A 23,746-nucleotide genomic window follows, 5' to 3' on the forward strand; every position below is an offset into this window, starting at 1 on the left:
AGTCCATATAAAGCAAAGCCCTTCCCCTTTTGCCTTTTGAGAAGGGCTTTTTTTATTTCATTAATATTTCCAGTTTTACTTTCGTTTTTGGTCCGTAAATTCCGTCAGCAGTTAACCCGTATATAGATTGGAACCGTTTGACCGCATTTGCTGTTTTGGGGACTATACGTGTTAAGTGGTTTTAGCACTTTGATTATTGCTTGTATTCGTTGAGTACTCATTTACTTCAAAAGTAAGGATATTCTTAAAGATTACATGATCTTTTCTGTTCTCAAACGGTCCAATATTATTATTGTGCTTGTCAATCTCGTATCTCGAAGGGCCTGTTCCTGAATCTTTTTGATCGTACCAGTTAATGAAATCATTTACCTCTTCCATCGAAAGATCAAATTCTTTTTCAAGTCCTGTTGTCATTGTTATAGTAAGGATAGCTCGATCACCCTCACTGTGCTGATCAGATGTTGGTTTATCTGATGTATCGGTATTCCCATCTGTTTGAGCATTGGTAGAAAACATCTCGACAGAATCTAAAACACCTAGTTTTGCATTTGTTATTGGATCATATTTAGATTGCCCACCAATAATATAAAGATCCTGTCCAATAGTTGCTGCTCCAGCCGCCATTCTAGCATTCTTAATTTCTTTAAACTCTGATATTGTATTGTCTTTTGGATTGTATACTTGGACTTTTGCGGAAACCTCTTTATTGCTAGTTGCTCCACCTATGATGTAAACTTCCCCATTTAATACAGTAGATGCAGCAAATGCTACACCAGTAATTAAATTTTGTTTTTCCAACCACGAATCAGTACTCTGATTGTACTCATAAATAACATCATAGGTTGTTTTCGGAGGTATCAAATTTTGATCAGAGCCGCCCATTAAATAAATTTTATTGTCTACAGTCTGTACTGTTGCACCATGTATTGATAAAGGTAAATCATTTTTTTTAGACCATGATTTTTGCTCTGTATCGTAACAATAGTTAGATGAAGGACCCTCATTGTTCCCCCACACCACATAAATTTTATTGCCGATAACTGCTGCAGAACCAAAACTTGATCCTTTAACAGGCATATCTGTTCCTTTCTCCCAAGTATCATTTTGAGTATCGTATATTAAAACGGTCTGTAGTTGAACACGTGTGCCATTGCTCCAATAAGACCCTCCAAGTACATATATCTTTTCCCCTACCACAACAGCTGAACCTGAAGATACAATTTGAGGCATACTTTTTTTCTGTATCCATACATTACTTTTCGGGTCATAAACATAAGTTGTACTCGTAGAATTTCCGTTATAGGTTCCTCCCAACACATAAATTTTCCCGTTAACACTTGCTGTCATAGCAGATGTTCGACTTTCAGGTAAATTAGCCTTGGGCACCCATTCTTTTGAGTCTGATTTTGACTCTGATGATGTTTGTTCTGCCTGCACTGGTACGTAACTTACTAACACAGCAAAAGCTAAAATTACAAAAACCACTAACCAGCTTTTTTTCACATATATCTCTCCTAACTTTTAATAGCACGCCATTTAATGTATCGGTTATTTTTTTATTCTTTCAAATTAATTTTTCAAGCTTTGCTTTTGTCTTCGGCCCGTAAATGCCGTCTGCCTTCAAGCCATGCATTGACTGGAATCGTTTAACAGCATTTGCTGTTTTCGGTCCGTAATAGCCATCTATTCCGTTGTTCTTTGCCCCTTTGTCTGGATAGTAGTAGAGAGCCGCCAGCGCTGTTTGAATCTGTTTTACGGCCGTCCCCTTAGTTAAGGGGCTTGTCACTTTTAAAATGCCTGACGGCAGCAGCGTGTAAGATGATTTCTTTCCGCTGGACGGAGAGCTAGCCGAGCCAGTCAACTTTAATACTTGACCGGCTTTGATAAAGTTCGGGTCCTTGATACCGTTCAAGCTTTGCAGGGTTGCCATGCTTACGCCTGTTTTCTGTGCAATGACAGAAAGGGCATCGCCTTTCTTCACGGTGTACGTCGGCCCGCCGATCTTGACTTCTGTTTTCGCAGGTGAAGATCGGGCACCGCTTATGCCGGCCTTAAAAGAGTCCCAACGATCAAGCAGCTTGCGCGGACAATACTTGCCGGACCAGTGCTGGTGAGGGACCACGTTTGCAACGGAAATGCCCTGCTCCTTCATGAGCTTTTTGATCAGCCATTGAGCATTCGCCACGGCTTTTTCAAAATCCCCATCGCTATTCTCACAAATTTCAATGCCGATAGATTTCCGGTTCCCGGTTCCCCGGTTTCCGTCGCCCGCGTGCCAACCGTTTTCATTCAAGGGTAGGTGTTGATAAATCTCTTTTTCGTCAACTGTAAAATGCCAACTGGTAGGTGTTCCCGGGTTTTTAGCATATCGAGCATGACTGGCAGCGTTTGCCCCCTTTTGCGTGTTCGCCGTGTTGTGAACTGTGATGTATGCCGGTTCCATTGCGTATCCCGGTCTGTTATTGTGACCTACTGGAATAAAGTCTTTTGTGATTTTCACCATGTTTCATCGTCTCCTATTCTGTTTTGGATTCAAAAAACAGCCGGATTAACCAGCTGCCTGATCGTCTTTTTCTGTTTTTTGATCATTGTCGCTTTCGATTACGTGCAGGCGCTCCGTGATGACGGCCGGAATTTTAACACCAATCTGTGCCAAGTTTTCCGTGATGGACAGGCCCTCATTTGCGATATAAAAAAGAACGGTTCCAAAAGTCAGGACACCGTTCAGATCCATAATCGTATCTATTGCATTTGCCACAATAACCACAAGGAAACTGAGCATTTTACGGACATAGCCGAACCATGCGCTCCGGCTGCGAAGCTCCTTGAATTTCCATGCTTTTATCACACCGGTAATAATGTCAATGATGTTCAGCACCAGCATTAAATCAAGGTATTTCACCTCCCCGAAAAGATATGTTCTTGCGATCTGTAAGCTTTCAAAATTCATCCACACTTGTATTCCCTCCAATTGTTATCACCTCCTTCGAGGCAAAATAAAAACACCTCTGGGGTGTTAGTTTGCGGCGCCGCCTAAATCCACACTGACAGGTTGTTTTGTCATTAGATAAAGATTGGCAATCATTTGCGCTTGTGACTCGGCAAGGCTTTGCGCTTCCGCAAGTTGTTCTGTAATGGCCGCGTTCTGAGCTTTCAATTCATCAACGGTAAAAGGCACCCGCCCGCTTTCAATTTGCTTTTCCAGGGCTTTTTTCTCTTCCTGGGTGGCCGCCTCCGTCCATGTCTTCTCAGCGGGATGATACATCGCCTTTATGAAAGACGGAGGCTGGACGGTTGTACAATTCTCAGGGATTGTGTAGTTTCCTTCTTCATCAGGCTCAACCGGAACGGGTTTAGTCAAAATGAAATTTTCATCGTATTCATAAACCTGAATCATGCTGTTCCTCCTTCCTGAAAGCCCACGACCACATCCAGATAGTAGCCTCCGCCCAGCTTACTTGAGTCCGCCGGGTCCGGATATTTTATTTTTAAATCCCCATTATCATAAATGATTAAATTGGCTGTGCCGCCTGTACCACTTAACGGCACTGTTATAACGGAACCGCCAGCAGGTGCGTACTCCGCGGGGATGGAGCCGAATATAATTTCGGCTTCTGTTTTCACATGCCCCCGTAAGATTAAAAACGCCCCCCACTTTGCGTACATCGGGTTCCGCGTCCCTGCGGCGGCTCCATTCTTCAGCATGATGTTGGCATAGGTGGCAGCTCCGTTCCATGTCTTCCGTTCAGCTTTAGAAATATGCCGTTCTTGGTTGTAATTATGGGCCGTGAACTGACGTAATAATTCTTCCAGTTCATCTTTAAAACCCGCTGTGAATAACTTTGATAATTCTTCCAATGTATCTTTGAAATGTTTGGTAACATGAATGTCCGTATTATTGGCGTGAGTGTTTACCTTCTCTTGCGCCCCGCTTTCTGTTTCTTTACTGTCCCAAGCCTTCCGATCTGCTGCAGAAACATGCTTTTCTTCATCATTCGCATGTTCATTTGTATAAGCCTTGGCCTTTTCCTCTGCAGCATTCGCTTTTTTCTGCGCGCCCTCTTTCGTTTCAATAGCTTCCAGATCGGCAAATTTCTTCTGTAATTCCTCGACAGTCTGACTGATTTCTTCGACGATGTGGTTTATCCCGTCTCTCAGCGTTTCAAAATCATCAATGTAATAATCAGCTGTCGGAACGATGTTCTGATCCTCTAACGTTTTGGCGATAGAGAAAGTAAAAAATGAAGTCGCCAGCGCTTGGCCGTTCGTGTAATATAGTTTGATTTCCGCCTTAACCGTTCCGTAATGCTTGAGTTCTGCATTGGACAACACATATTCCGCTGTGCCGTTTACCTTGTCAGTGATGGTGAGGCTCTTTTTATAAAACGATCCATCATCATACAGGAGGACAATTTTTGCATCTACGGCTGACAGAGGCAACGGCACACCATCCTTTGTAAAAGAAAAAAACAGCTTTGCGCTGCCAGTGTCCTGCGTCATAAATTGTATATTTGTACTCCGGCCATTGATTGGATTTGTATTAATGTTGATCGGCACGCTGCCCGTTTTATACATCGTCGCTTATTCCTCCTTAGTGCTGCGGCGTAACCATCATTTGAGCCACGCCGTATCCCTTTTCCGTATCATACGGGGATTCTAATCTCATCACGGTTCCGTAGCCGCCGCTTTCCGCCTTTGTCGCGATGCCGTCAACTGCTGAAACACTGTCACCGACGTTAACGGTATCATCAACCCGCACGAACACTTGACCAATCAATCCAATAATATGCCACTCGTCTCGTTCCTCTCGTGGCTTGTACTCAGCTTCCGGATCATAGTTCGGGTTCTCAGCTGGAATCGTAATGATGTCCTCACCGTCAAATACCTCCCGGTAGATAATACCGCCAAATTCATCACGGAGAAAACGATCATTCCAATAGAAAGCAGCTCCGCCAAGCACAACGCCGGCAGTCTTGGAAACGACGCCGAGTATCTTGTCGCCTTCTTGCGCTTTTCGAATTTTGTCCTCCTCTAACGCTACAAGATAAGATGCCTCTATCTTTGCTCCGTCAGCTGATTCAAAATACTCCGCCAAGTCTTTTAAATTCGATACACTTTCTATTGCGCCAGTAGCCTTGACTGTTCCATTCTTTGCGTTTAATTCAATTTTTTTGTTGGCTTCCGAGGCTTTGCCGTTTCCATGGCCTAAAGCCAATGTGTAAGATTTACTATTCTTGGTAGCCTTCGAGAACATGACACCCGAGGACGCCCCGTCTCCTGTTGTGTGAGAATCGTATGAAAACATGACACCGTTGCGCGATCCTTCCGAGGAAGAACCTCCCGCATTTCCTGCAAGCAGATTGCGCTCACCCTTCGCGTACGTCGCCCCCGTACACGCAATAATCGCACTGTATTTTGTCAGTGCATGGCCGGAGCCGGAAGCTGCTCGAAATCCTCCCTTGACGTTATTCGGAACGACTGAATGCTTTTCTCCGGCAAGGACAGCTGCATCCTTATAACCGTAAGCTCTGACAAGAAAAATATTGGTCTGGGTGTTCGGAGAGGTGATGCCGGCCGTTCCGCTTGCTACATGCAGAAGGCCATTTAACAAGTTGACATTACGCACGCCACCCCCTATCGCGATGCCGGTTCTTGCGGAATCATGGATAACAAAATCAGAAATAAATACATCGTCGGTCATCTGATCGCCGCCGGTGATATAAATGTCACAATCAGCCTTTTTAAACCCGGTAATGTGCAAGTTGTTTACTGTTATCTTCCTGCTTTTATACTGGAAGGCAATGATCGAGCCTTCTTTGTAGTCATATGTCGGATCACCAATCGCTTTAAAACCGATTATCTGAACACGCTGGTACGCCGAAACGACAAGGGCTTTCGGAGCTAATCCTTCATAAAGCGAATTATAGACGGGTTCACGGGATGTGCAGTCTACTAACGTCACATCACGAGCCGTCTCGCTCCAAGGGTCTTTTACAAGATGGTGATCAATATGCCGTAAATCAAATGAGCGAACGTCACGAAATGATTCATGACCGCGAATGTGAACGTCACTCGGTGCCGGCCATTCCTTATGAGCTTTTACCTCTACGCCTCGCACATTCCCCTCCGTATAATTATCTATAACCCAGACATGCTTAGAACCGTCGTCCACTTCAATTCCGTTTGAATTGGCTCCGCCTTTACGGTGTGCAGTGCCGCGCGGATTCGTCATCACATTGTTTGTGATGAAAACATACTCGCTGTAATGGGTCGTAATGCCGTCGTCACCATACCCCGAGCCGACACACTTGTCGATCCAAATATATTTGCTCCCCGTTGCCGTGTAATCTTTTGCTGTAATGTCATAAGAAGGCGCTGATACATCAAAACAATGTAAGCCGGGATTAATGCCTTCAACGCCGCGCGCAATACCAAACTTTACTTGTGCGAAAAGAAGACAGCTTGAATGTACACCTCCGGTTGCGCCTACTCCGCCCTGACGATCAGGATTCCAGTCAAGCGACATACCTTCCACAACGATATTCCGGTTGCCTTTCGCATGATCAGCATTTGTGACAACCCACTCACTGGCCGGGGTGTCTTCGTGCAGTTTTAGCGCGGTGACGCCCATGCCCTGGCCGATCAAATATGTCCATGACGGCAGCTTTACGCCCCTTATCACGTATTCTCCGGCTGATAGATTGAGCCGCACCTTTCCGTTTCCGATCGCTCTTTTGAATGCTTCTGTGCTGTCTGTCTCCCCGGTAGGGTCGGCCCCGTAGTCGTCTACGTTAACGTTTCTGGTGATCTTACGTAGAAGTTTGTTATATTCCTTATCAAGACGCTCTTTCAACAGTGGGGCAATTTCCCCATCAGCAGTAACACGGGCATCCACTACTTCTTTTACATTTGTCCCGTCGGCATTAAGAATGAGATTACGGACCCGGTTATAGAGTCCGTCAATATAAGTTCGTAAAGAAAAGCCCCCGTGATCAATTTGCTCAGATGTATGCGCCGTAGCAGCTTTCTTATGACGAGTAATTTCACTTTCAAGTCCGTTTACGCTACTTTCGATCGCTTCCATATCACCAGATAGCTCATCCTCATAACGAGAGTTTCTAGTGGTATCGTAATTTTTTTTCAACCTCAACACTGTATTCACTCTCCTTTTCGACAAAATAAAAAACGCCTATCAAAGCGCTGTCAGTATTTGATCAATATATCGTTTTTGTTCTCTCAGCTTCTTCGCCTGATTCACCGCAATATCTTGTATGTCTTTTCTGAAATTGGCAAAAGTCAGCTTCGGGCTGCTGTATGGATTTAGCGGATTGTATTGAATCGTTAAGAGCCGCACATCATCCTCATAAGTCGTGCCGTCTGCTGTGTCGGCTAAAATGTGGACTGTATCACCTTTCCAGAACGGCTTTTCAATTTTGAGCAATTTCGGTTCGTATACATATTGATAATCCACACTGACGACTGTTTCCGGATATGGATTCACATGTTTTTTCAGCGCAGAAACCATGCTACCCGACTTTTTTATAGTTTCGTCTCTGATCGGGTCGGCCCACTTCGGTTTCCCTTCCCGCAGGAATTTCTTTTCCTCTGGATGGATATACAAGATCGGCTCAAATACGTATTTCGGTTTTTTGTCTGTGCTCTTACTGTCTTTAGACATCGCACCATATCCCCATGCACGGGTAGAGCAATTTTGCGAGTTTGTTTTGATACTGATGCCCGGCATATTGTAACGAGAGTCAAATGTGAAAGGAATCTCTTTCCCCATTTTCTTATATACATGAATTTTATAATTATCCACGTCAAGCTCTAACTCATAATCATTTATGAGCTGATCTATTAATTCAGTGGAGTTTTTATCACCGAAATTTTCTTCTTCGGCGGTGGCGAATTTACTTTCAGGCTCTTCCAACACATATGAAAAATCAGTACCTTTTAACGCAATGTCAAAGGCCTCTTTTACGGTCAGTTTCTTCGTTACTGTATCATCCACTCGATTCTCAGCAAGCAGAACGGTAAAAATGTGGTTGGCCGTGATTGTTTTTGTCAGGACGTTTTTAGTCTGCTTCAGGTCTACATCTGTAATATAGTATTTTTGTTGTTTGAATCTCCTTTCGTCAATGTAAAGAATATTGTCGTTGATCAGTAAATCGAATTCAGTCGCATTGCTCTCTGTTTTGGTAATTGTAAAGGTAAAGCTCTTTTTTCCGGTAGTATCGTCTGTAAGATCAACGATCACGCCTGTTACTTCCACAACGTCATTTCCGTCTTTCGTGGAAACATGCAGTTGAGGAAAGTCCACATCTGACGGCAATTTTTTATTAAGAGGGATGTCGTTACCCGCGTATTCTTTACTCGGAAAGCTCGGTTCCTCTTCCGGGGTCTCCGGGGATTCTGGATCATCAGGCTCGTTCGGCAATCCTGACGTATCGTCATATTGCATCAACTTATACTGTTCGACCATGGTAATTAATTTATTAGCATAGTTGATGTCTGTTGCGTAGCCAGCTTTTTGAACGGCTCGGCATGCTTTTTTATAATCCGTTTCCCCTACCACTGCTTTATACCGATCAAGACGATTATATAAGCTTCCCAGATCGACCAAACTCTCAGCGTATGAAGGGTACTTTCTGAATTTAGCTTGTACCCTCTCCACATTTCCGTATTTGTCCTGCTCGCTGGTCCACATCAACACGTATTTTCCGTTATAGGTTCCCTTTATCCCAAACAAATTGTTAGCTTGTTTGGAAAGGCCGCTCGTGCCGAACCCACTTTCCAGACAGCCTTGAGCAATGACAAGGCTAGCAAGGACGTTATATTTTTTGCGTACCTTTTGCGCCCCCGGTACCAGGCTTTTAATAAAGTCAGCCGCAGCCATGTCATCCCTCCTTACTTATAATAAAAACGAGTATCAAATAAAATTTCAAAGTCATTTGAGTTTATAATTTCAAAATCGTTCCATCCTACATCCAGTGTCGGCAGACGGCCGGATGTTTTCAGACGCTTATCCCCGATTACAGTGTACTGTCTGATGAATGTGACTTTTTGCGAGCGTTTTAGCTCCTGCTCAATTTTCAATTTTTCCCCGTTCGTTCGATTCGCAATGGTTACGTTTGTCCCTTTGGCCCACAGATAGACGTTATAATCATGCTGCAGAGTGTTGACCGCGGCGCCGCCGGGATTGTAAACGCTGAATCGTTTTTGGTTCTTGAAATGATATTCAAGATCATCTCTCCGAAGGATTCCCATGCCGGGACTCCAGTGCTCTCCATTGAAATTCTGGATGGTAGAAGAGGTATATTTCGACTCGGCAAGCCCCAGAATGTCCGTGAAATCTACTGTAAATGTGGCATGGTTTTTCTGCTTGTCCTTAGTGATAGTGAAATTCCCGTCACACGTAACAAGAAACCGACGGTTAGGCAGAAGGTCCGTTGAAATATAATAAGGAAACGGCTGCACTAACAATGAATAAAGTTCATGCCTGTTCTGATAAAAGGTTTCGGGAATGATGGAATCTAATAAAAAATCAACTTTGATGTCTCTCTCTTTGTAGACAACGTCCCGTGGGTGCTGTGGCAGCACTAAACCGTTAATCCTTGGGAGGGTTGTTGTTTCTCGTTCAATATTCGGTGAGTCTGGCGTGAAGCTGCGCACCTTAAAACGGCGGAGAATACGTGATAAGCTTTGCTCCCCCATGCCATTATTAAAATCAATATATAAATCTAGCATTATGATCTGACACCGCCTTTATAGGCATTCTGGTTGTATCGGTCTGCAGCTTTCTGATCAAGTATCCTGCCATCTCCTTTTTCAAAAGCGATCGTCGCAATTTGTTGGCCGTCCATATGCACCGGAGCCGGATGGATGATAATAGGCTGCTGAGGTAGCGCGGCCTGTCCTGATCCGCCAGACTGTTGTTGAGACAGGAGTGTGATTAGAGCATCGAGCTTTTGGTTTAAGGCAGGCGTGTCAACTTCATTCCGGATGGTAAGCTCCGACTTCATTGAAATGAGCTGATCAGCAGCCCCCTTTATGTTGAAAGCCATCTGATTTAATTCCTGCCTAAACGAGGTCATCGCGTTCTGCGCCATAAAAGCAGCACTTTGTTTCACGCTCTTAGCCTTGTCCTCTATCCCTAACGCAAACCCATCAGAAAAGTTGTTCCCCTCCGCTTTTGTTAGTTTGGAAGGAGAATGGGAGTCAATAGATTTCTTTAAAGACCTCAAGGCGGATTTCCCCAAGTTCCACGCCGCGCTGAAGAGAGAGCCGTTTTGCGATCCCATTCCATTTATAAAGCCGGTTACAAAATCAGAACCAACACTATGTGTCTTAACGCTTTTCAGCCCTGTTTTTGCGCTGTTTGCAACACTTTTTCCGGCGGTATTTGCTGAGCCTTTTTTACTAAGAACGCCGCTGGCTAATTCAGTTCCGGCCTTTTTACCGCCTCCGCCGTCTGAGGTTTTGGCTAAATTGCTCGTTACCGATGAGCTAAGAGAGCCGGCCGCAGATGTATTGGCGCCTTTGGTAGACGTTAAACCAGCTTTATGCTTATTCCCTTTGTTTTGTCCTGCTGCATTTGCTTGCCCGCCGCCTTTCCTCATCTCGCTTAAAGCAGATTGGAGTACAGACGCCCCCGCTTGTGCATTACCGGGCTTTGTAGAATTGATGCCGGTACGAAAGGCATTTCCTTTATTTTGTCCGGCTTGTGCGGGCGTGGTATTATCTGCGGAAAGTGAATTGTTAAGGGCCTGCTGTAAGACCGTTCCCCCGCCAATAACTGCTGGTGTGGACTGCTTCAAGCCAGCGGAAAAATCCTCAGCAACCTTCTTTCCTGATTGCTCGGCGCTTGTCGGCTTATCTAATTCCCCTTCAACATTGGCAACCATTTGACTTGCTTCTTCACGGGCTTGTTCTTGGGTCATCCCCATGCCCTTGTAAAACTCTTCTAAAGCCTGTTGGGTAGTCTCAATTGCTTCTTCTTTGGATTGTCCTAATTTTTGAAGAAAATCTATTTGCCGGGCTGCCCATCGCTCTTGATATTGAGCTTCTGACTCTTCAGTTTTGACCATAATCCCCATTGAATTAGATATAAATTCATCTTGTCTATCCAATGCCTTTCCGGTCTCTAAATCAAGCAGCTTGCCGTCTCGTGACATTTTAGAAAATAAGGCGCTTGAATTTTTTTCATAGGCATCCGTGTTTTTTGCTAATGCGGTATTATAGTCAGCTGTACTTTTGCTCAGCAATGATCTTCTTTGTTCAGCTTCTATATATCCCTGCGCAAACAACTTCTCAATAACATCATTTCTGTATTCCATGTCTTTCTTGGCGGCTTGTTTACCATCGTCATAGACTTTTTTAATATCGTTGTTGTACTTCTGAGCTTGTTTAAATGAAAGCTGTCCTTGCTGATCCGTTACTACTTTTTGCATTGCTAAGGCTTCTTTTTGATTGGCAGCAAATTTACTTGTAGACAACTCAAAATAAGAAACAATGTCATTGAACTGCTTCTTTTGTGAGGCATTCATATTAGAGGAGACAAGGCCTGTCTCTTTTTGCAGAGCATTTAACTGTTTCAGTTTATTTCTAGCCTCTTGCATATCTTTATCAATTGCGCCGACCATCTTGTCAGTCATCTTTTCGCCGGCTTTTTTTGTTTTCTCATCGGTGTCCGCATATAGCCCTTTCAAGACAACCAGAGCATCCTTTTTAAGTCCTTCAAGTTCTTGTATCAACTGGTCGCGCATGCTGGCATATGTTTCAACTAATTTAGCTGACATCTTTTGAGCTTCTGAACCAGATACCCGCGTCAATTCAAACAGCTGCAGTTCTGCCTTTTCCCTTAAATCCACATAGGCGGAAGCAGATTTTTGTGTTGCTTTAGAAACGCCATCGCCGTAAAGCAAGGCGGATTCCCGCGCCTCTTCTTGCTGCTTTTTCTGGTTCTTCAATTGCTCAGTGTAAGCGTAAGTAGCAACCGAAATACCGCCAAGCAACGCTGTGCCTCCCACAATCGCAAGGCCGACAGGACCGGTAAACGCCAAAAGCGCTCCTATTCCAGCTGTAAGGGTGGCGACAGCTGTCGTAACCCCTAATACACCTGTTGCCAGAACGGCTGTTTTCGCTATGGTTTGCACGGTGCCGGAATCCAGATTATTAAACATCATAATCAAGTCGCTGCCCTTGTTTGCTAAATCGCCCAGGGCAGGCAAAAGGCTTTCCGTCAGTTTGATTTTTGCCCCTTCAAGTGCTGACTGAAAAGCTACTATGCTTCCGTGTGCATTATCCAGCATCGTATCCGCCATCTTTTTGGCGGCTCCATCTGATTTTTCAAGCGCCTTGGTATTATCCCCAAGAGCCTTTGAACCTTTTTGAAGAAGGACAGCCCAATGTTTATATGCTTCAGCGCCCACGATCGTTTTTAATGCGGCCGCCTGTTGCTCTTTGGTCATGCCTTTCAGACCTTTTTCCATTTCCTCAACGACTTCCGGCATGCTTTTCATGTTTCCGGCTGCATCGAAGAAATCAAAACCTAATTTTTTGACAAGCTTCGAAGCCTTCCCCGTTGGCGAAGCGAGACGGATCAAGGATGTACCAAAAGCCTGCCCTGCAATTGAACCTTGCAGACCTGCGTCACCAAAAGCCATAATGGCGGCCGCTGATTCTTCCATTCCCCAACCAAGAGAATTAGCGTTCGGCGCCAAAAACTTCATGGCTTCGCCCATCTGTTCGACGTTGGTGTTTGCGTTGGCTGCGGCGTAAGCAATGACGTCCGAGGCGTGTCCTGACTCTTTTGCTTTTAGAGCAAAGGCAGACATGATATTTGATGTAATATCCGCGGCTGCACCTAATTCCAGTTGGCCGGCTGCCGCCAGACTGAGCATCCCGGGCATTGCATCATAAATGTCATTAACCTTAAATCCGGCCATTGCCAAAAAACCCTGTGCATCCGCTGCCTGACTTGCTGTAAAGACAGTGGTTGCACCGAGTTCTTTTGCTTGCTCTCTCAATTTCGCGATTTCTGCCGCCGATCCGCCGGAAATGGCCTGGACCTTACTCATTTGCTTTTCAAAGTCAATACCGACCTGAACAGCATCACGTAGGGACAGAGCCAACGCACCAAAGGCGATGCCCGATGTCATAGCTACTGACGAACCAACGGAACGCATTTTTCCGCCAATTGAATCCATTCGTTCGCCCATGATCCGAACGCGGGAGGAAGCTCTTTTCGCTGCCTCCTCTAACGCTTTTATCCTCTGAGTCGTACTATTTAGCGCGTTTTGCGTCTTATTCATTGCGGCAGTAGCATTATTTAAACGGCGGGCGAGGGTTTGCGTTTCTTTTATGTCTTTCCCTTTTTTTATAGCCGCGTCTGCGTAAGCTCTCTCAAGCGCCTTTACTCTGCGTTTATGTGTTTCCAATTGTTGTGTTAATGTTTTTTCGGTTACTTGAGCAGTTTTTAATTCGTTTCCCCACACACCCACTGCCGTACGGTTTTTTTCAAATTCCGACTTCAAATTTTTCATTTGAACAGCACAGGCGCTCATTTCTTTTTTAAACTCAGATGAATTCGAATACAGCCTGACCTTTATGTCTTTGCTCAATCGGGCACCTCCTTATCCGAGAATTTGATCAATATACATAGGTTCATCATTGTTTTTTGCCTTCGTTCGTGCCTTCTCTTGTGATTTTCTCCGAGCCAGTCTTTTCAGATGATAGACAATGTCCATTTCGTCAATTTGATTCTGCGTATATCCTATTTCCTCAAGGGCGTTGTACATATCAAGGACTGACTCAGACAGACTTACTCCCCCGGCTCTTCACCATTGGAAATTTCTCCGCTACTTAAAAGAGCCGTTGCATCTGCAATGTTCCCCAACACATACTGTGCAGCAGCAAAAATTGTCCTTCCTGCTAACCGGGCGTCAATCCCTTCTTCAAACTCATCAGGCGTGAATTTCTGGCCAAAGGTATTACAGACGAATTCAATTTGTTCATCAGTAAAAAGACGTTCAGAATCTTGGGATTCAAAATCATCAGTAATTTTTGCAGCCTTCCGGAACAATAAACCTGTAATATGGTCAGGTGTAACAAATTTTTTATCTTTGCCATCAAGCCGAAGTGTAATAGACAATGCTTCCATGTAAGTTCCTCCTTTTCCATATAAAAAGAGCGCTCTTAGGCGCTCAATGAATTATTTACCAACATCAACGACAGGCGGTTCCTCTTTTGTGATGTCCTTATAGACAACTTGTTTAAACCATGTTTCGGCGTTGATTCCGTTGCCCTCTTCCGCCTTTGCTTCCCATCTTTTCTTTCCTTTTTTCAAATTTGTTAACGGGCTGAATTTTATTTTGACTTGGGTAGGTTGAGGAGAAGGTTTTCCTTCCTCTGTTTTATGTTCAACAGGTACTAATTCTGGTTTTCCTTTCAAGGCCCAATAATAACGGTATCCACCCGTTGAGATTTTGGCGCGGAAACCCAATGCAATTTCAAGAGTCCTGTCATCTGCACTAGAGAAATGAATACCACCTTCAACTGTTTTCCCGAAAATTTTCGCCTGCATATCAAGGGGTAAATCCGCAACTTCCATTTCCCCGTCAATGTCTCCTAAGCTGCTTAACTGTGCAAACGCACCGTTATCTGCATAGAAGGTTTCTGTTTCAGATTTCGGATCAAGTTTCATACTAACTGCGCCTGGCAATTCCTCTGGAACCGAAAATTCAAGTTCATCTTTCGTGTCTTTCAATACTTCGGCGATATGAAACATATCCAAGCCGGATAATACTTTCCCCATCTAATTTACCTCCTGATAATAGGTTTTTTTATAACGTCTGGCCTTATGAAAGACCTTTGTGTCTGTTTCGTATAAATCTTGAGAATCATACCGGCTGTAGCCGATTCCCCGCATAAGCCTGTCTATTTCGGCAGCAATCGTTGTTTCTTTGCCGCGGGTGCTCGCTTGAGTGAATATGCTGATCTGATAACGCACCTCAAACGAATAGGCCTTGTTGTCTGCAAAGTCCTCATCAGCGTCTTGAATCTCTGAAAAAACTACTCTTGGAAATGCGCTGACATCATTCGCACCGAGGTTATGAATTCCGCCAGATGCCAGGCCTTTTAATAAGGCACTGGAATTAAGTGTGCTCACCAATTCAATTTTAGGAGAGTAGGTCATTTGATCGGCGCTGTAAGTATTCGCTCCATTAATTCCACAGCAGGCCCCTCCCCTTCTTTCCCGCCTTTTTCTATGAACGGTTGCGGCGGCATTTTTGAAGTTCCCCACTCCAAGAAACTCCCGCGATACGCTACCTTTTTATTCGGACCAACAGCCACAAACCTCACTCCGTCCTTGGATTCTCTGACATTGGAGACTGTGATGTTGTCCTGCATATGAGGTTGTTTTTTATCACTCCGGTTAACATGGGAGCGTTGCCGTTCAGCGATAATTTCACCGCCGGCCTTTAGCGCTACGGGTTCCACCTTTTCGATGTCTCCGCCGATTTTTTCAAAATACTGCGTTAGATCATCTATGCCGTCAAAGCTCATATCAGCCATTGATTCCCACCTCCTGACAAAGAATCTCAAGCTCTTCCCCTTGATCATCCGGATCGTTAGTGTCCAAAATATCAAAAACGCGTTCCGTCTTTTCTTTAGGAACGCGCTTAACAATCCGCATATTCGGTTTTATATCCTTCCGGTAACGCACCGTGATTTTTTTGGGGGTCTTGACTCCCAATGCTCCGGCAATCATAGATTCGCTATTCCCAAGAGAACCAGCCCCCTCCACAGCTCCCCAGACCGTGAATAAGTCCACATAGGTTGCATTCCAGTTACCTTCTTCATCCTGTGTCTCGGTTTTCTTTTGAAAGGTCAGACGGTGCCGGAGTTGGCTGATCTTTTTTCTCATTTTCTAGTTCCTCCACAGATACATAACGCAGCTGCGTCAATATATTTTCAGCAGTAAAAGGGATAGACGAGCCGGTTTTCCCAGACTCATATATCCCTTTGTTTTCATACCAATGTTCAACAAGCATTTGAAGTACCAGCTCAAATTGCGGGTGCCCTTCAATATACCGGCCTATTCCATTGATGATATGACTTTTGGCCGCCACTATTTGATTCAAGAGCTGGCGATCATCCTCTTCATGCTCGACTTTTAAATAATTTTTAATAGCCTCTAAATCCATTCAGGACACACCGCCTTATTCTGTCGGTTCTTCTTCTGTTCCTTTCAAAGCAGCCAGGTCACTTTCAAGGTTATTCATTTTTTGTTTCAATTCATCAAGCACTTTTGTAATTTCGCTGTTTAGGTGCTCCGGCATCACGCTTCCAGTTCCGATGTTTTTACTCCGAACGGATTTTTCTGCAAGCATTTCATACGTAATGCTTCCCTCTTCAATAACAGCCGGATCACCTTTGTCTCCCTTCTCACCTTGGGATCCTTGCTCACCTGTATCTCCTTTTGGTCCTGCCGGTCCCGGTTCACCCTGTGGTCCCGGTTCACCGGGTTCGCCCTTATCGCCTTTTGGTCCCTGCGGGCCAGTTTCACCCGGTTCTCCTTGAGGACCTTGTTTACCGGTATCGCCTTTGTCTCCTTTCTCCCCTTTTTCACCCTGCAACCCTTTTACAAAAAGAGGATTTTCTTCGCTGTTTTCTTTGAGATAGACTGGCGTTATCGCCTTGCCGTCTTTTCCTTTTTCAGATGAAGTTTTGACTCCGTTACTTTCATATAAATAATCTTCAACCATCTGTAATCATCCTGTTCCTTTTATTTTTTATTCCGTTTTTCCGTCAGACTGGGAACTGGCAAGCTCTTTCAATTTATCTTCAATAGCCTTGAGACGATCTAAAATAGATGAATTTAAGTGTTCTTCCATTACACTGCCGGTGCCGATATTCCTGCTGCGGACCGACTTATCCGCCAGCATTTCATTGGTTATGCTTCCGGGTCCTGGTTCAGCTTGGTTGCCGCCGTCTAAACTGACCTCTTGTCCATCTTTAATAACCTTGCCCCCGGCAATTTCTAAAACACCGCCGATGACGGTACGATTTCCCCCGTCGGCAGTGTAGTTTTTAGTTACTCGCATGATAGCCCTCCTTTATTACTCAGCAGACAACGTCAATTGACCGTACACTACAGCCTCAGAATCCCACAACTTCACGTCTTCACGCTCAATTGCGCGCACTTTAGTTGTATTTGTCTCAAATGCACCGGCCCCGACATCAGTAGAGGCAATTGATTGCTGCTGACGGTCAAATAAAACAATAGCTTCCTTCAAGTCACCAATAATCATTGGCGCTTTTCCAGAGACTGTCTTGAGGACTTTATTCGAAATAACCACGACACGGCGGCCGAAGAGCATTTTGTTTGTTGGTTCAGTTGGAATGTCTTTTAATAGATACTTTCCATCTCCGTCTTTGAGTTGATCAAGATAATCAAATCCGTCTTGGTTCGTCATGATAATAGCTCCGGCAGAGATAGCAGGATCAAGGGTCACGTTAAGTGTCTTTTTAATGTTATCCAAGCCTTTGAATTGAACCTTTTTCAAAGAATCAAGGATTGAAAGAATTAAAGCATTCCGCGTCGTGATTGATTTCTTCACAAACCATCTTGCGACATAAGACATAATAGCCTGGTCAGTATCTTGCAAAAGAGTATTTGATAACGGCAGGATGCCCGCATAATCAGTAATGTTGTAAGAAAGCTTGGTAAACTTCGGTTGATCTGTCTCTGCAATTTCGTCCATTTCTTCCAAGACCGCAAACGGCGTCATGTCACTGTTTTTCTCAAGCATACGTGTACCTGAACGGGTCGCAACCGGCTCAACCGTTACATATTGTTCAAGCTGTTGCTCTTGTTCCCGTTTCAATTCCTTGATCGTTCTCGAAATATCTTCCGGAATTAGAATGCCGCCGTCTTCTTCATTTTTACCGGACATCGCACGAAACTCTTCACTTTCAAACAGATCGCGCTCTTCCTCCGTTAAGCGTTTGCCGCGGAGGGATTTCATGAAAGCTTGAGTGAACATTTTTTGTCGCTCTTCTTTTGCCCCTGTATCGCCGGCCCTGCCTTCTGGGTTGCGCTCTTGCTCGGGCACAAAGTTTACACCGCCCGGTAAATCTGGAACATCAAGTGAACGTCCCTCGGTCATCAATTCGATTTGATTTTTAAGCTGTTTCACTTCATCGAGCAATGCACGCGCTTCATCGGTATTTCCCTCCTGCAGCGCCTTGTCTGCTTGCTGCTTCTTTTCAGTAAACTGTTGTCTTAATGCGATTTCTTTTTTGCTCATTTGCATTGCCATAAAATCATTTCCTCCTTGTTTTCTGAACTAAAAAAGACCTTACTCCGGAAGTACAAGGCCTAATAGTTCCAATTCCATTTTTAACGCTTCATCTGATGAATTACGTCTTTCTTTCAGCTGCTCAACCTTTTCTAAACTGCGGGCACCCACAACCGCCTCAGTATCGCTGTAAGCAGGCGTAGTGACGAGTGAAATATCGAAAATGCGATTGATTTTATTGATTCGTCGCTCGTAAATGTCCTCATCTTCATTGATACGCCATTCATCTGCCTCAGCATCCCCATAATCAAGTGAAAAAGCAAAAGAGCATTGATTGATCACACCGCTCCGGACATTCTTTATTAAATCACGCGCATACGACGTGTCTGAGGGCTTAAATCGGAATTTGAGGCCTATCCCGTCTATTTCTAATTCAAGACGGCCAGTATCCTCGGAAACGGTATTTCTCGCTAAGGGAAAATCCTGCTTATGATTGAAAAGGGCGATGACGTTAGACATGTCAGCTGAGTCAAGAGCTGTTCTGCTGATTATCTCTTTAAACCAGCCCAAGCGTTCTGACCATTTTTCGAATTTGAGAGCGTACCCTTCGATATATTCACTCTGCTCCTCACCTTCGGAACGCAGCTCAATCGGCGTCGTCAAATGCCGAACCTCTTTATCCTTCATTTTTGTTGTCACCCCCCTTCATGGCGCCGCCAGCTTTAAGCCGCTGATATTCTTCCACGAAATCGAGGAACACATAGTTTAAGCTGGAAATATACTTGTCGCCATTTTCAATAGGGTTGCGTTCAAGCAATTCTCTGATTTCGTCTTTATTCAGCACTCCTGTTTCATGCAGTGTTTTCAAATACTCTGCCTGCGTCTTACTGTCGCCGCGCAGCTCGCTGTCTATATTGAATTTCACGTAATGGCCGCTTTTCTGATCGTGATCTAAGAACAATTTAACGTTTAGTTCTTGTTCAAAATTCACAATCCATGGCTGTAGCGTGTTTCTGACATATTCAATGGACTGATGCTCAATATTTGAAAATGTTGCTTTATCCAATTCGTTCAGCTTATGCAACGGTACTTTATAAATCATGGAAATCTGTGCTTTGTTAAACTTCATAGACTCAACGAATTGAGCTTCTTGCAGAGGCATAGAAATAGATTGATATTCCAGTCCGTTATCTATAATGGCGATATTTTCACCTTGATTCACCCGTTTCCACTCTTTGCGCACGTTCTCTTTTGGTTTTTCATCCAGGAACGCCGGGACTTTCAATATCCCCCGAGGAGTTGCCTCGTTCTTGTACAGTTTGGCGTTATATTTTGTGGCAGCCGCTTGCGCCCCGATATGCTCCCGTACAACGCCAATAGGTGATTTACCATGTATTCCGTCAGTCGAAAGCCCTTTAAAATGTAGTACTTCGTAGTCGTATAATTCAACGGCTTCCCCGTTTATCACAGTTTGATACCACAGCATGCCTGTTGTCGGATGAACGTAAGCATTCGTGTAATCAGGGCGCAAGGGAAAGAGCGCTTCCGGGTAACCATGTGGTCCGAATTGAATATAGGAATATGCATTTCCCCAAGTCAGAACATGAGTCATCATAAGCTTTTTCCATGTGAAGGCTGTCATGTAAGGATTCGGCCGAGCATAAACAGCATGCGCGGACATGTGCTCCGGTTTCCGCTCTATGCCGCCGTCTGTTCTTTTATATGTGTGAATCGGCAGTTTTGCAATGTCATCCGACAATACATTGACACATGCAAATATGTCCGGCTGCACAAGTGAGTTGCTTTCACTCACTCTTTCGCCGCTTGCTGTTTTCCGGCCGCCGAACATGTTTAATAAAATGTTGTTAAAACCATCTTCATGATCTGACGAGCCAGAACGTTTCTCAAACATTCGTTCAAGCAGCATTTATATCACCTCGCTTTCTTTGATATGAGGTAAGCATAAAACATTAAAAAGACACCCGTCAGAATAAGACCGATGTTTGTGCTCCATCTATAGACAGCTGTCAGGATAAAGGCGGCTCCCGCCATAAACAGCAGATCATTTAATATCAAGCAGAAAAAAGAAAGCAGGGCTTTCATATACCTGTGGTGAAAATCCCACTTGAAAAAAGCTTTGATCTTTTTCCTGGCTTTTTTCATTTTCTCACATCCTAAAAACTGAAATTACCAGAGCCGAAGTGATTATTTAAATCTACTCTATGGTTTGTGTCGTGATACATCGCTCTGGCGTAAGCATTTATAACAGCCGCAATAGGGTCGATTCTCTGCGGTGATTTTGCTTTATCCAGCATGATATTTTCTTGCGGGTCCATTTTCATAATTGCGTTATTAACCGCCCATGATAAAACCGGATCATTCCCATGTACAACTTTCCCTTCATACACCTTCTCTCGGAAGCTTTTTGTAGGTAATGACAGATGATTGATTCTCTGCGGCAGTTCCACCATTGTATGTCCTTTTGATTCAAGCCGCTGAGCTAAGTGAAGAGCATTCCACTTGTCATACGCGGTCTCTTGTGGCCGAAAACGGTTTTTATGGATAAATTCAATGATCCACTGTTCGACTAATTGATAGTCAACTGCTTCGCCAGACGTATAAGTGATAAACCCCATCTCTCTCCACAAATCATATGGCACTTTATCCGTCGCCATTTTTTCTTTTGCTCGGGCTTCAGGCATAAAGGAATGTTGACCGACATAGAAAAAGCCATCTTGCACGGCCACATACCCTACGGAGGTTAAGTCTGTTGTCATTGATAAATCAAGACCCAGATAAACGGGCAGTCCTTGCAGATCAGGAATTTCCCCACTGCAAGCGCGCCATTTTGTCATATTCATATAACCATTGTCCTTCTGGTCAACCCATCGGTTCATATTTTTGGTTAGGAAACTGCGCATCTTTTCAGGCACTTCAAGAGCCACTTTTAAAGCAGAACGTAATGACTCCATTCCCTCGGGGTACGTTGCCACAATCGGATTCGCCTTGATCCAGTTTGATTCATCTTTTATGTCATCTTCCGGGTCCAGTTCACAGATCATAACAAAATAATCATCATTCTCCGTATCAATGTCTGGATCAAGAATTTTACTCGTATATTGATATTCCTTAAAGCATGGCCGCTCCATGTTGAAACCCGCTGTCGTAATAACGGCCATTAACGGACTGCGCCGGGCGACCATCCCGCTGTCCAGGACGTCGTAAATCTCACTTGTTTCATGTGCGTGGTATTCATCCACAATTCCCAATGATGGGTTTTTACCATCCCCGAGTTTCCGAGCCTCACGGGAAAGAGGTTGGATAATGGAGTTCGTTTTATATTTTTTCACGCGGCCATTGGCAGAGGTATATTTCCCTTTGAGTATCGGCGCGTGATGCAGTTGCTCAAGAATTGCCTGGTATACTTCATCTGATTGTTCACGGGACCAGCCTGCGATAAATACCCGGTGTTTTTCTTGTGTCGGGAAAATCTCATACGACGCGATTAAAGCTAAAAATTGCGATTTCGCATTTTTACGGGCCAGCTGGATATAAGCTTTCCGAAACCGGCGGGCGCCATTTTCTTTTTTATAGAATCCGTATATGTTGGCTGCAATAAAAAGCTGAAAGTCTGTTAATTCAATCGGCTGCCCTGCAAGTATACCTTCGACATGATTAAATTGCCGCGACCATTCATAAAAATCCACCACAGCTTCAGCATCAAAGTAATAAGGGCAGTCATCTTCTGCGAGCCGGTCAACATCTTTAAAAAATCGCTCTACAGCCCATTTTTGCTTTTTGCCTGCCTTAATTTCTCCGGAGCGAATTTTCTCAGCATATGACCAAACCCGCTCAATGAGAATTTCGGCTGTAATCTCTTGCATTACATGCGGCCCCCGAACCGTTCTTCCTCTTTTGACTTCGGTTTCCCATCATCTTTTTTCGGGATAACAAGTTTACAGCGAGAGGAAATGGTCAGCCCTAAATCACTAGAAGCTTGCCGGCATTGTTTGAACAGCTTGTCTTGATTGATAAGCAAATCACTGTATGTCTTGTTCGCTACTTCAAATTTATTTCCGTCATCATCCTCAACTAATGCAGTAATGGGCGTTTCGAGTAAGACTTCGGTCATTTCCAAGTATTGTTTTTGAGCAAACAAAAAACGGGCAAGCGCGTCCACATCTAAATTAGTTATAATTCCGATGTTTTTTAGCTCATCCGCTATCTTTTTAAACTCTCTTTTTAAGTCTTTTGGCAAATATGATGGAGCTTTTACTTTGTCGTTTGGTGCCTTTACTTCCTGTGCTCGACGCTCCTCAATCTCTTGCTTTGTCAAGTTTTTCTTGCCTTTTACCAGTAGCAAGTCAACAGGTTGCCGCGGTCTAGCCATTCCCTCACCTCCTTCCGAATTTTCATTTAGGGAATTTTTCAAAATGGGGAGGGGAGCGCGGTCTCCGGCAAACGTCCTCTAGGGATTTAAGGGTGGGGGGGCTCCATCTCCGTTCTCAGCTGGCTCATGGCTGCTTGTATTTCCGTTTGTGCTGCTTCTATCTTCTTTGAATATAGATCAACAGCTGATTCCTTTTTCATGTTACGGCGAAGAGCAAACATCTTTCTTATTCTATGCTGCATTCGTCTGATGTCCTCGTTCGTATAGAAGGATGTATACTCAGCCTTGCAGCGTGGACACTTGATATAATGCTCTTTGATTCCGTTGTCGTGCTTCCTGATCTTTGAACAGCCTTTGATAAGAAGTCTGGTCATGCATTGATCACACACGCATGTTTGATGTAGTGTTTCCAAATCCCCCGTCCTCCTTTGCCGTCTTCCGGCTATGGCACGGCCCGCAGAGAGGCTGCCAGTTACCCGAGTCCCAGAATAGTTTCTTGTCGCCTTTATGCGGAACGATATGATCGACAACTGTCGCCGGAGTTCTTCTGCCTTGCATTAAGCAGGCGGCACATAACGGATGCTTGGACAGGTAGCCAGCGCGCGACTGCCTCCACTTGCTGTTATACCCCCGTTTGGCAGCAGACTCCCGGTATTGATCATAAGCCGGCTTGGTTCGCTTATGCTGTTCGCAGTAGCCCTCTCGTGTGAGGTTTGGACAGCCGGGTTCATTGCAAGGCGTCAAAGCTTTCTTCATTCCAATCCCTCCAATCGTATTCTTTCTAAACTGCCCCCGCACTCAAGCCGTTAACCGCCAATAGTCTATCCTGAGATTTACCGGACGCAGTTTACAGAGAACATAAAAAGCGCCCCCCATCGGAAGCCGCTCTCATCATCATTTATCTTTCAGAAGAATATAAATACCTAATTCTTTATTCCAGATAAGATCATCCTTAGACGGTTTTCCCTTCGCCACCACTCGCACCTCCCACCATATAAAAAGCGCCTTCCCATGTGGGTAAGCGCCTGCCTGTTTATTACCTATTACCATA

Annotated in this window: 24 protein-coding genes and 1 pseudogene; all 25 read right to left on the reverse strand. The window is 44.5% G+C overall.

The features are described 5' to 3' along the window. Positions 1-52: 52 nt before the first annotated feature. Positions 53-160 (reverse strand): annotated as a pseudogene (locus tag L3V45_RS09190) (peptidoglycan-binding domain-containing protein); the annotation flags it as partial. Between the two features lie 11 nt (positions 161-171). Further along, a complete protein-coding gene (locus tag L3V45_RS09195; RefSeq protein ID WP_070081923.1) occupies positions 172-1,503 on the reverse strand; it encodes a Kelch repeat-containing protein in 1,332 nt (443 codons plus the stop codon). A gap of 61 nt (positions 1,504-1,564) precedes the next feature. Continuing rightward, positions 1,565-2,503, reverse strand: coding sequence for an N-acetylmuramoyl-L-alanine amidase (locus tag L3V45_RS09200; RefSeq protein WP_236837398.1), 939 nt, complete (start codon positions 2,501-2,503; stop codon positions 1,565-1,567). 45 nt (positions 2,504-2,548) lie between these two features. After that, on the reverse strand, positions 2,549-2,971 hold the full coding sequence (locus tag L3V45_RS09205; protein WP_222483151.1) for a phage holin family protein: 423 nt from the start codon (positions 2,969-2,971) through the stop codon (positions 2,549-2,551). 45 nt (positions 2,972-3,016) lie between these two features. After that, on the reverse strand, positions 3,017-3,397 hold the full coding sequence (locus L3V45_RS09210; RefSeq protein WP_236837399.1) for a hypothetical protein: 381 nt from the start codon (positions 3,395-3,397) through the stop codon (positions 3,017-3,019). Next, on the reverse strand, positions 3,394-4,575 hold the full coding sequence (locus L3V45_RS09215) for a phage baseplate upper protein (RefSeq protein WP_236837401.1): 1,182 nt from the start codon (positions 4,573-4,575) through the stop codon (positions 3,394-3,396). Before L3V45_RS09215 ends, L3V45_RS09210 begins: the two co-directional genes overlap by 4 nt. Positions 4,576-4,591: 16 nt before the next feature. Beyond that, the gene (locus tag L3V45_RS09220; protein WP_236837403.1) at positions 4,592-7,084 is read right to left on the reverse strand and encodes a peptidase G2 autoproteolytic cleavage domain-containing protein; all 2,493 of its coding nucleotides are present in this window, start codon (positions 7,082-7,084) and stop codon (positions 4,592-4,594) included. Positions 7,085-7,192: 108 nt separating this feature from the next. Continuing rightward, positions 7,193-8,896, reverse strand: coding sequence for a phage tail spike protein (locus L3V45_RS09225; RefSeq protein WP_025852360.1), 1,704 nt, complete (start codon positions 8,894-8,896; stop codon positions 7,193-7,195). A gap of 11 nt (positions 8,897-8,907) precedes the next feature. Then, positions 8,908-9,747 carry a phage tail domain-containing protein gene (locus L3V45_RS09230; protein WP_032858686.1) on the reverse strand — a complete coding sequence of 280 codons (840 nt, stop codon included), beginning with the start codon at positions 9,745-9,747 and terminating at the stop codon, positions 8,908-8,910. Beyond that, complete coding sequence (locus L3V45_RS09235) at positions 9,747-13,622, reverse strand: phage tail tape measure protein (protein WP_236837405.1); 3,876 nt, start codon at positions 13,620-13,622, stop codon at positions 9,747-9,749. The genes L3V45_RS09230 and L3V45_RS09235 overlap by 1 nt, the downstream gene beginning before the upstream one ends. 200 nt (positions 13,623-13,822) lie before the next feature. Then, positions 13,823-14,161 carry a phage tail assembly chaperone G gene (gene gpG / locus L3V45_RS09240; RefSeq protein ID WP_015968224.1) on the reverse strand — a complete coding sequence of 113 codons (339 nt, stop codon included), beginning with the start codon at positions 14,159-14,161 and terminating at the stop codon, positions 13,823-13,825. 51 nt (positions 14,162-14,212) lie between these two features. Continuing rightward, positions 14,213-14,815, reverse strand: coding sequence for a major tail protein (locus L3V45_RS09245; protein WP_015968223.1), 603 nt, complete (start codon positions 14,813-14,815; stop codon positions 14,213-14,215). Continuing rightward, complete coding sequence (gp17, locus tag L3V45_RS09250; protein WP_230467099.1) at positions 14,816-15,169, reverse strand: tail completion protein gp17; 354 nt, start codon at positions 15,167-15,169, stop codon at positions 14,816-14,818. It lies immediately after the preceding gene. Between the two features lie 23 nt (positions 15,170-15,192). After that, positions 15,193-15,576 (reverse strand): HK97-gp10 family putative phage morphogenesis protein, encoded by a 384-nt coding sequence (locus L3V45_RS09255; RefSeq protein ID WP_024085412.1) that lies wholly within the window; start codon positions 15,574-15,576, stop codon positions 15,193-15,195. Continuing rightward, positions 15,569-15,928, reverse strand: a complete 360-nt coding sequence (locus tag L3V45_RS09260; RefSeq protein WP_032858691.1) for a phage head closure protein — start codon at positions 15,926-15,928, stop codon at positions 15,569-15,571. The genes L3V45_RS09255 and L3V45_RS09260 overlap by 8 nt, the downstream gene beginning before the upstream one ends. Then, positions 15,861-16,208 (reverse strand): head-tail connector protein, encoded by a 348-nt coding sequence (locus L3V45_RS09265; protein ID WP_236836916.1) that lies wholly within the window; start codon positions 16,206-16,208, stop codon positions 15,861-15,863. The genes L3V45_RS09260 and L3V45_RS09265 overlap by 68 nt, the downstream gene beginning before the upstream one ends. Positions 16,209-16,223: 15 nt before the next feature. Then, the gene (locus tag L3V45_RS09270; protein WP_032858692.1) at positions 16,224-16,769 is read right to left on the reverse strand and encodes a collagen-like domain-containing protein; all 546 of its coding nucleotides are present in this window, start codon (positions 16,767-16,769) and stop codon (positions 16,224-16,226) included. Positions 16,770-16,796: 27 nt separating this feature from the next. Continuing rightward, positions 16,797-17,108, reverse strand: a complete 312-nt coding sequence (locus L3V45_RS09275; RefSeq protein ID WP_032858694.1) for a hypothetical protein — start codon at positions 17,106-17,108, stop codon at positions 16,797-16,799. A gap of 15 nt (positions 17,109-17,123) precedes the next feature. Continuing rightward, on the reverse strand, positions 17,124-18,326 hold the full coding sequence (locus tag L3V45_RS09280) for a phage major capsid protein (protein WP_032858696.1): 1,203 nt from the start codon (positions 18,324-18,326) through the stop codon (positions 17,124-17,126). 39 nt (positions 18,327-18,365) lie between these two features. Beyond that, entirely contained in the window at positions 18,366-18,992 is a 627-nt protein-coding gene (locus L3V45_RS09285) for an HK97 family phage prohead protease (RefSeq protein ID WP_032858698.1), read from the reverse strand. Then, positions 18,982-20,232, reverse strand: coding sequence for a phage portal protein (locus L3V45_RS09290; RefSeq protein WP_032858700.1), 1,251 nt, complete (start codon positions 20,230-20,232; stop codon positions 18,982-18,984). Before L3V45_RS09290 ends, L3V45_RS09285 begins: the two co-directional genes overlap by 11 nt. Positions 20,233-20,237: 5 nt before the next feature. Further along, entirely contained in the window at positions 20,238-20,468 is a 231-nt protein-coding gene (locus L3V45_RS09295; protein ID WP_032858702.1) for a hypothetical protein, read from the reverse strand. Between the two features lie 11 nt (positions 20,469-20,479). Next, the gene (locus L3V45_RS09300) at positions 20,480-22,189 is read right to left on the reverse strand and encodes a terminase large subunit (RefSeq protein ID WP_032858704.1); all 1,710 of its coding nucleotides are present in this window, start codon (positions 22,187-22,189) and stop codon (positions 20,480-20,482) included. After that, on the reverse strand, positions 22,189-22,695 hold the full coding sequence (locus L3V45_RS09305; protein WP_032858705.1) for a phage terminase small subunit P27 family: 507 nt from the start codon (positions 22,693-22,695) through the stop codon (positions 22,189-22,191). The genes L3V45_RS09300 and L3V45_RS09305 overlap by 1 nt, the downstream gene beginning before the upstream one ends. 381 nt (positions 22,696-23,076) lie before the next feature. Continuing rightward, entirely contained in the window at positions 23,077-23,451 is a 375-nt protein-coding gene (locus tag L3V45_RS09310; RefSeq protein ID WP_236836917.1) for an HNH endonuclease signature motif containing protein, read from the reverse strand. Positions 23,452-23,746 lie beyond the last annotated feature (295 nt).

Origin of the sequence: Bacillus sp. R45 (genome assembly GCF_021729365.1) — a bacterium.
GTDB classification, from domain to species: domain Bacteria; phylum Bacillota; class Bacilli; order Bacillales; family Bacillaceae; genus Bacillus; species Bacillus velezensis.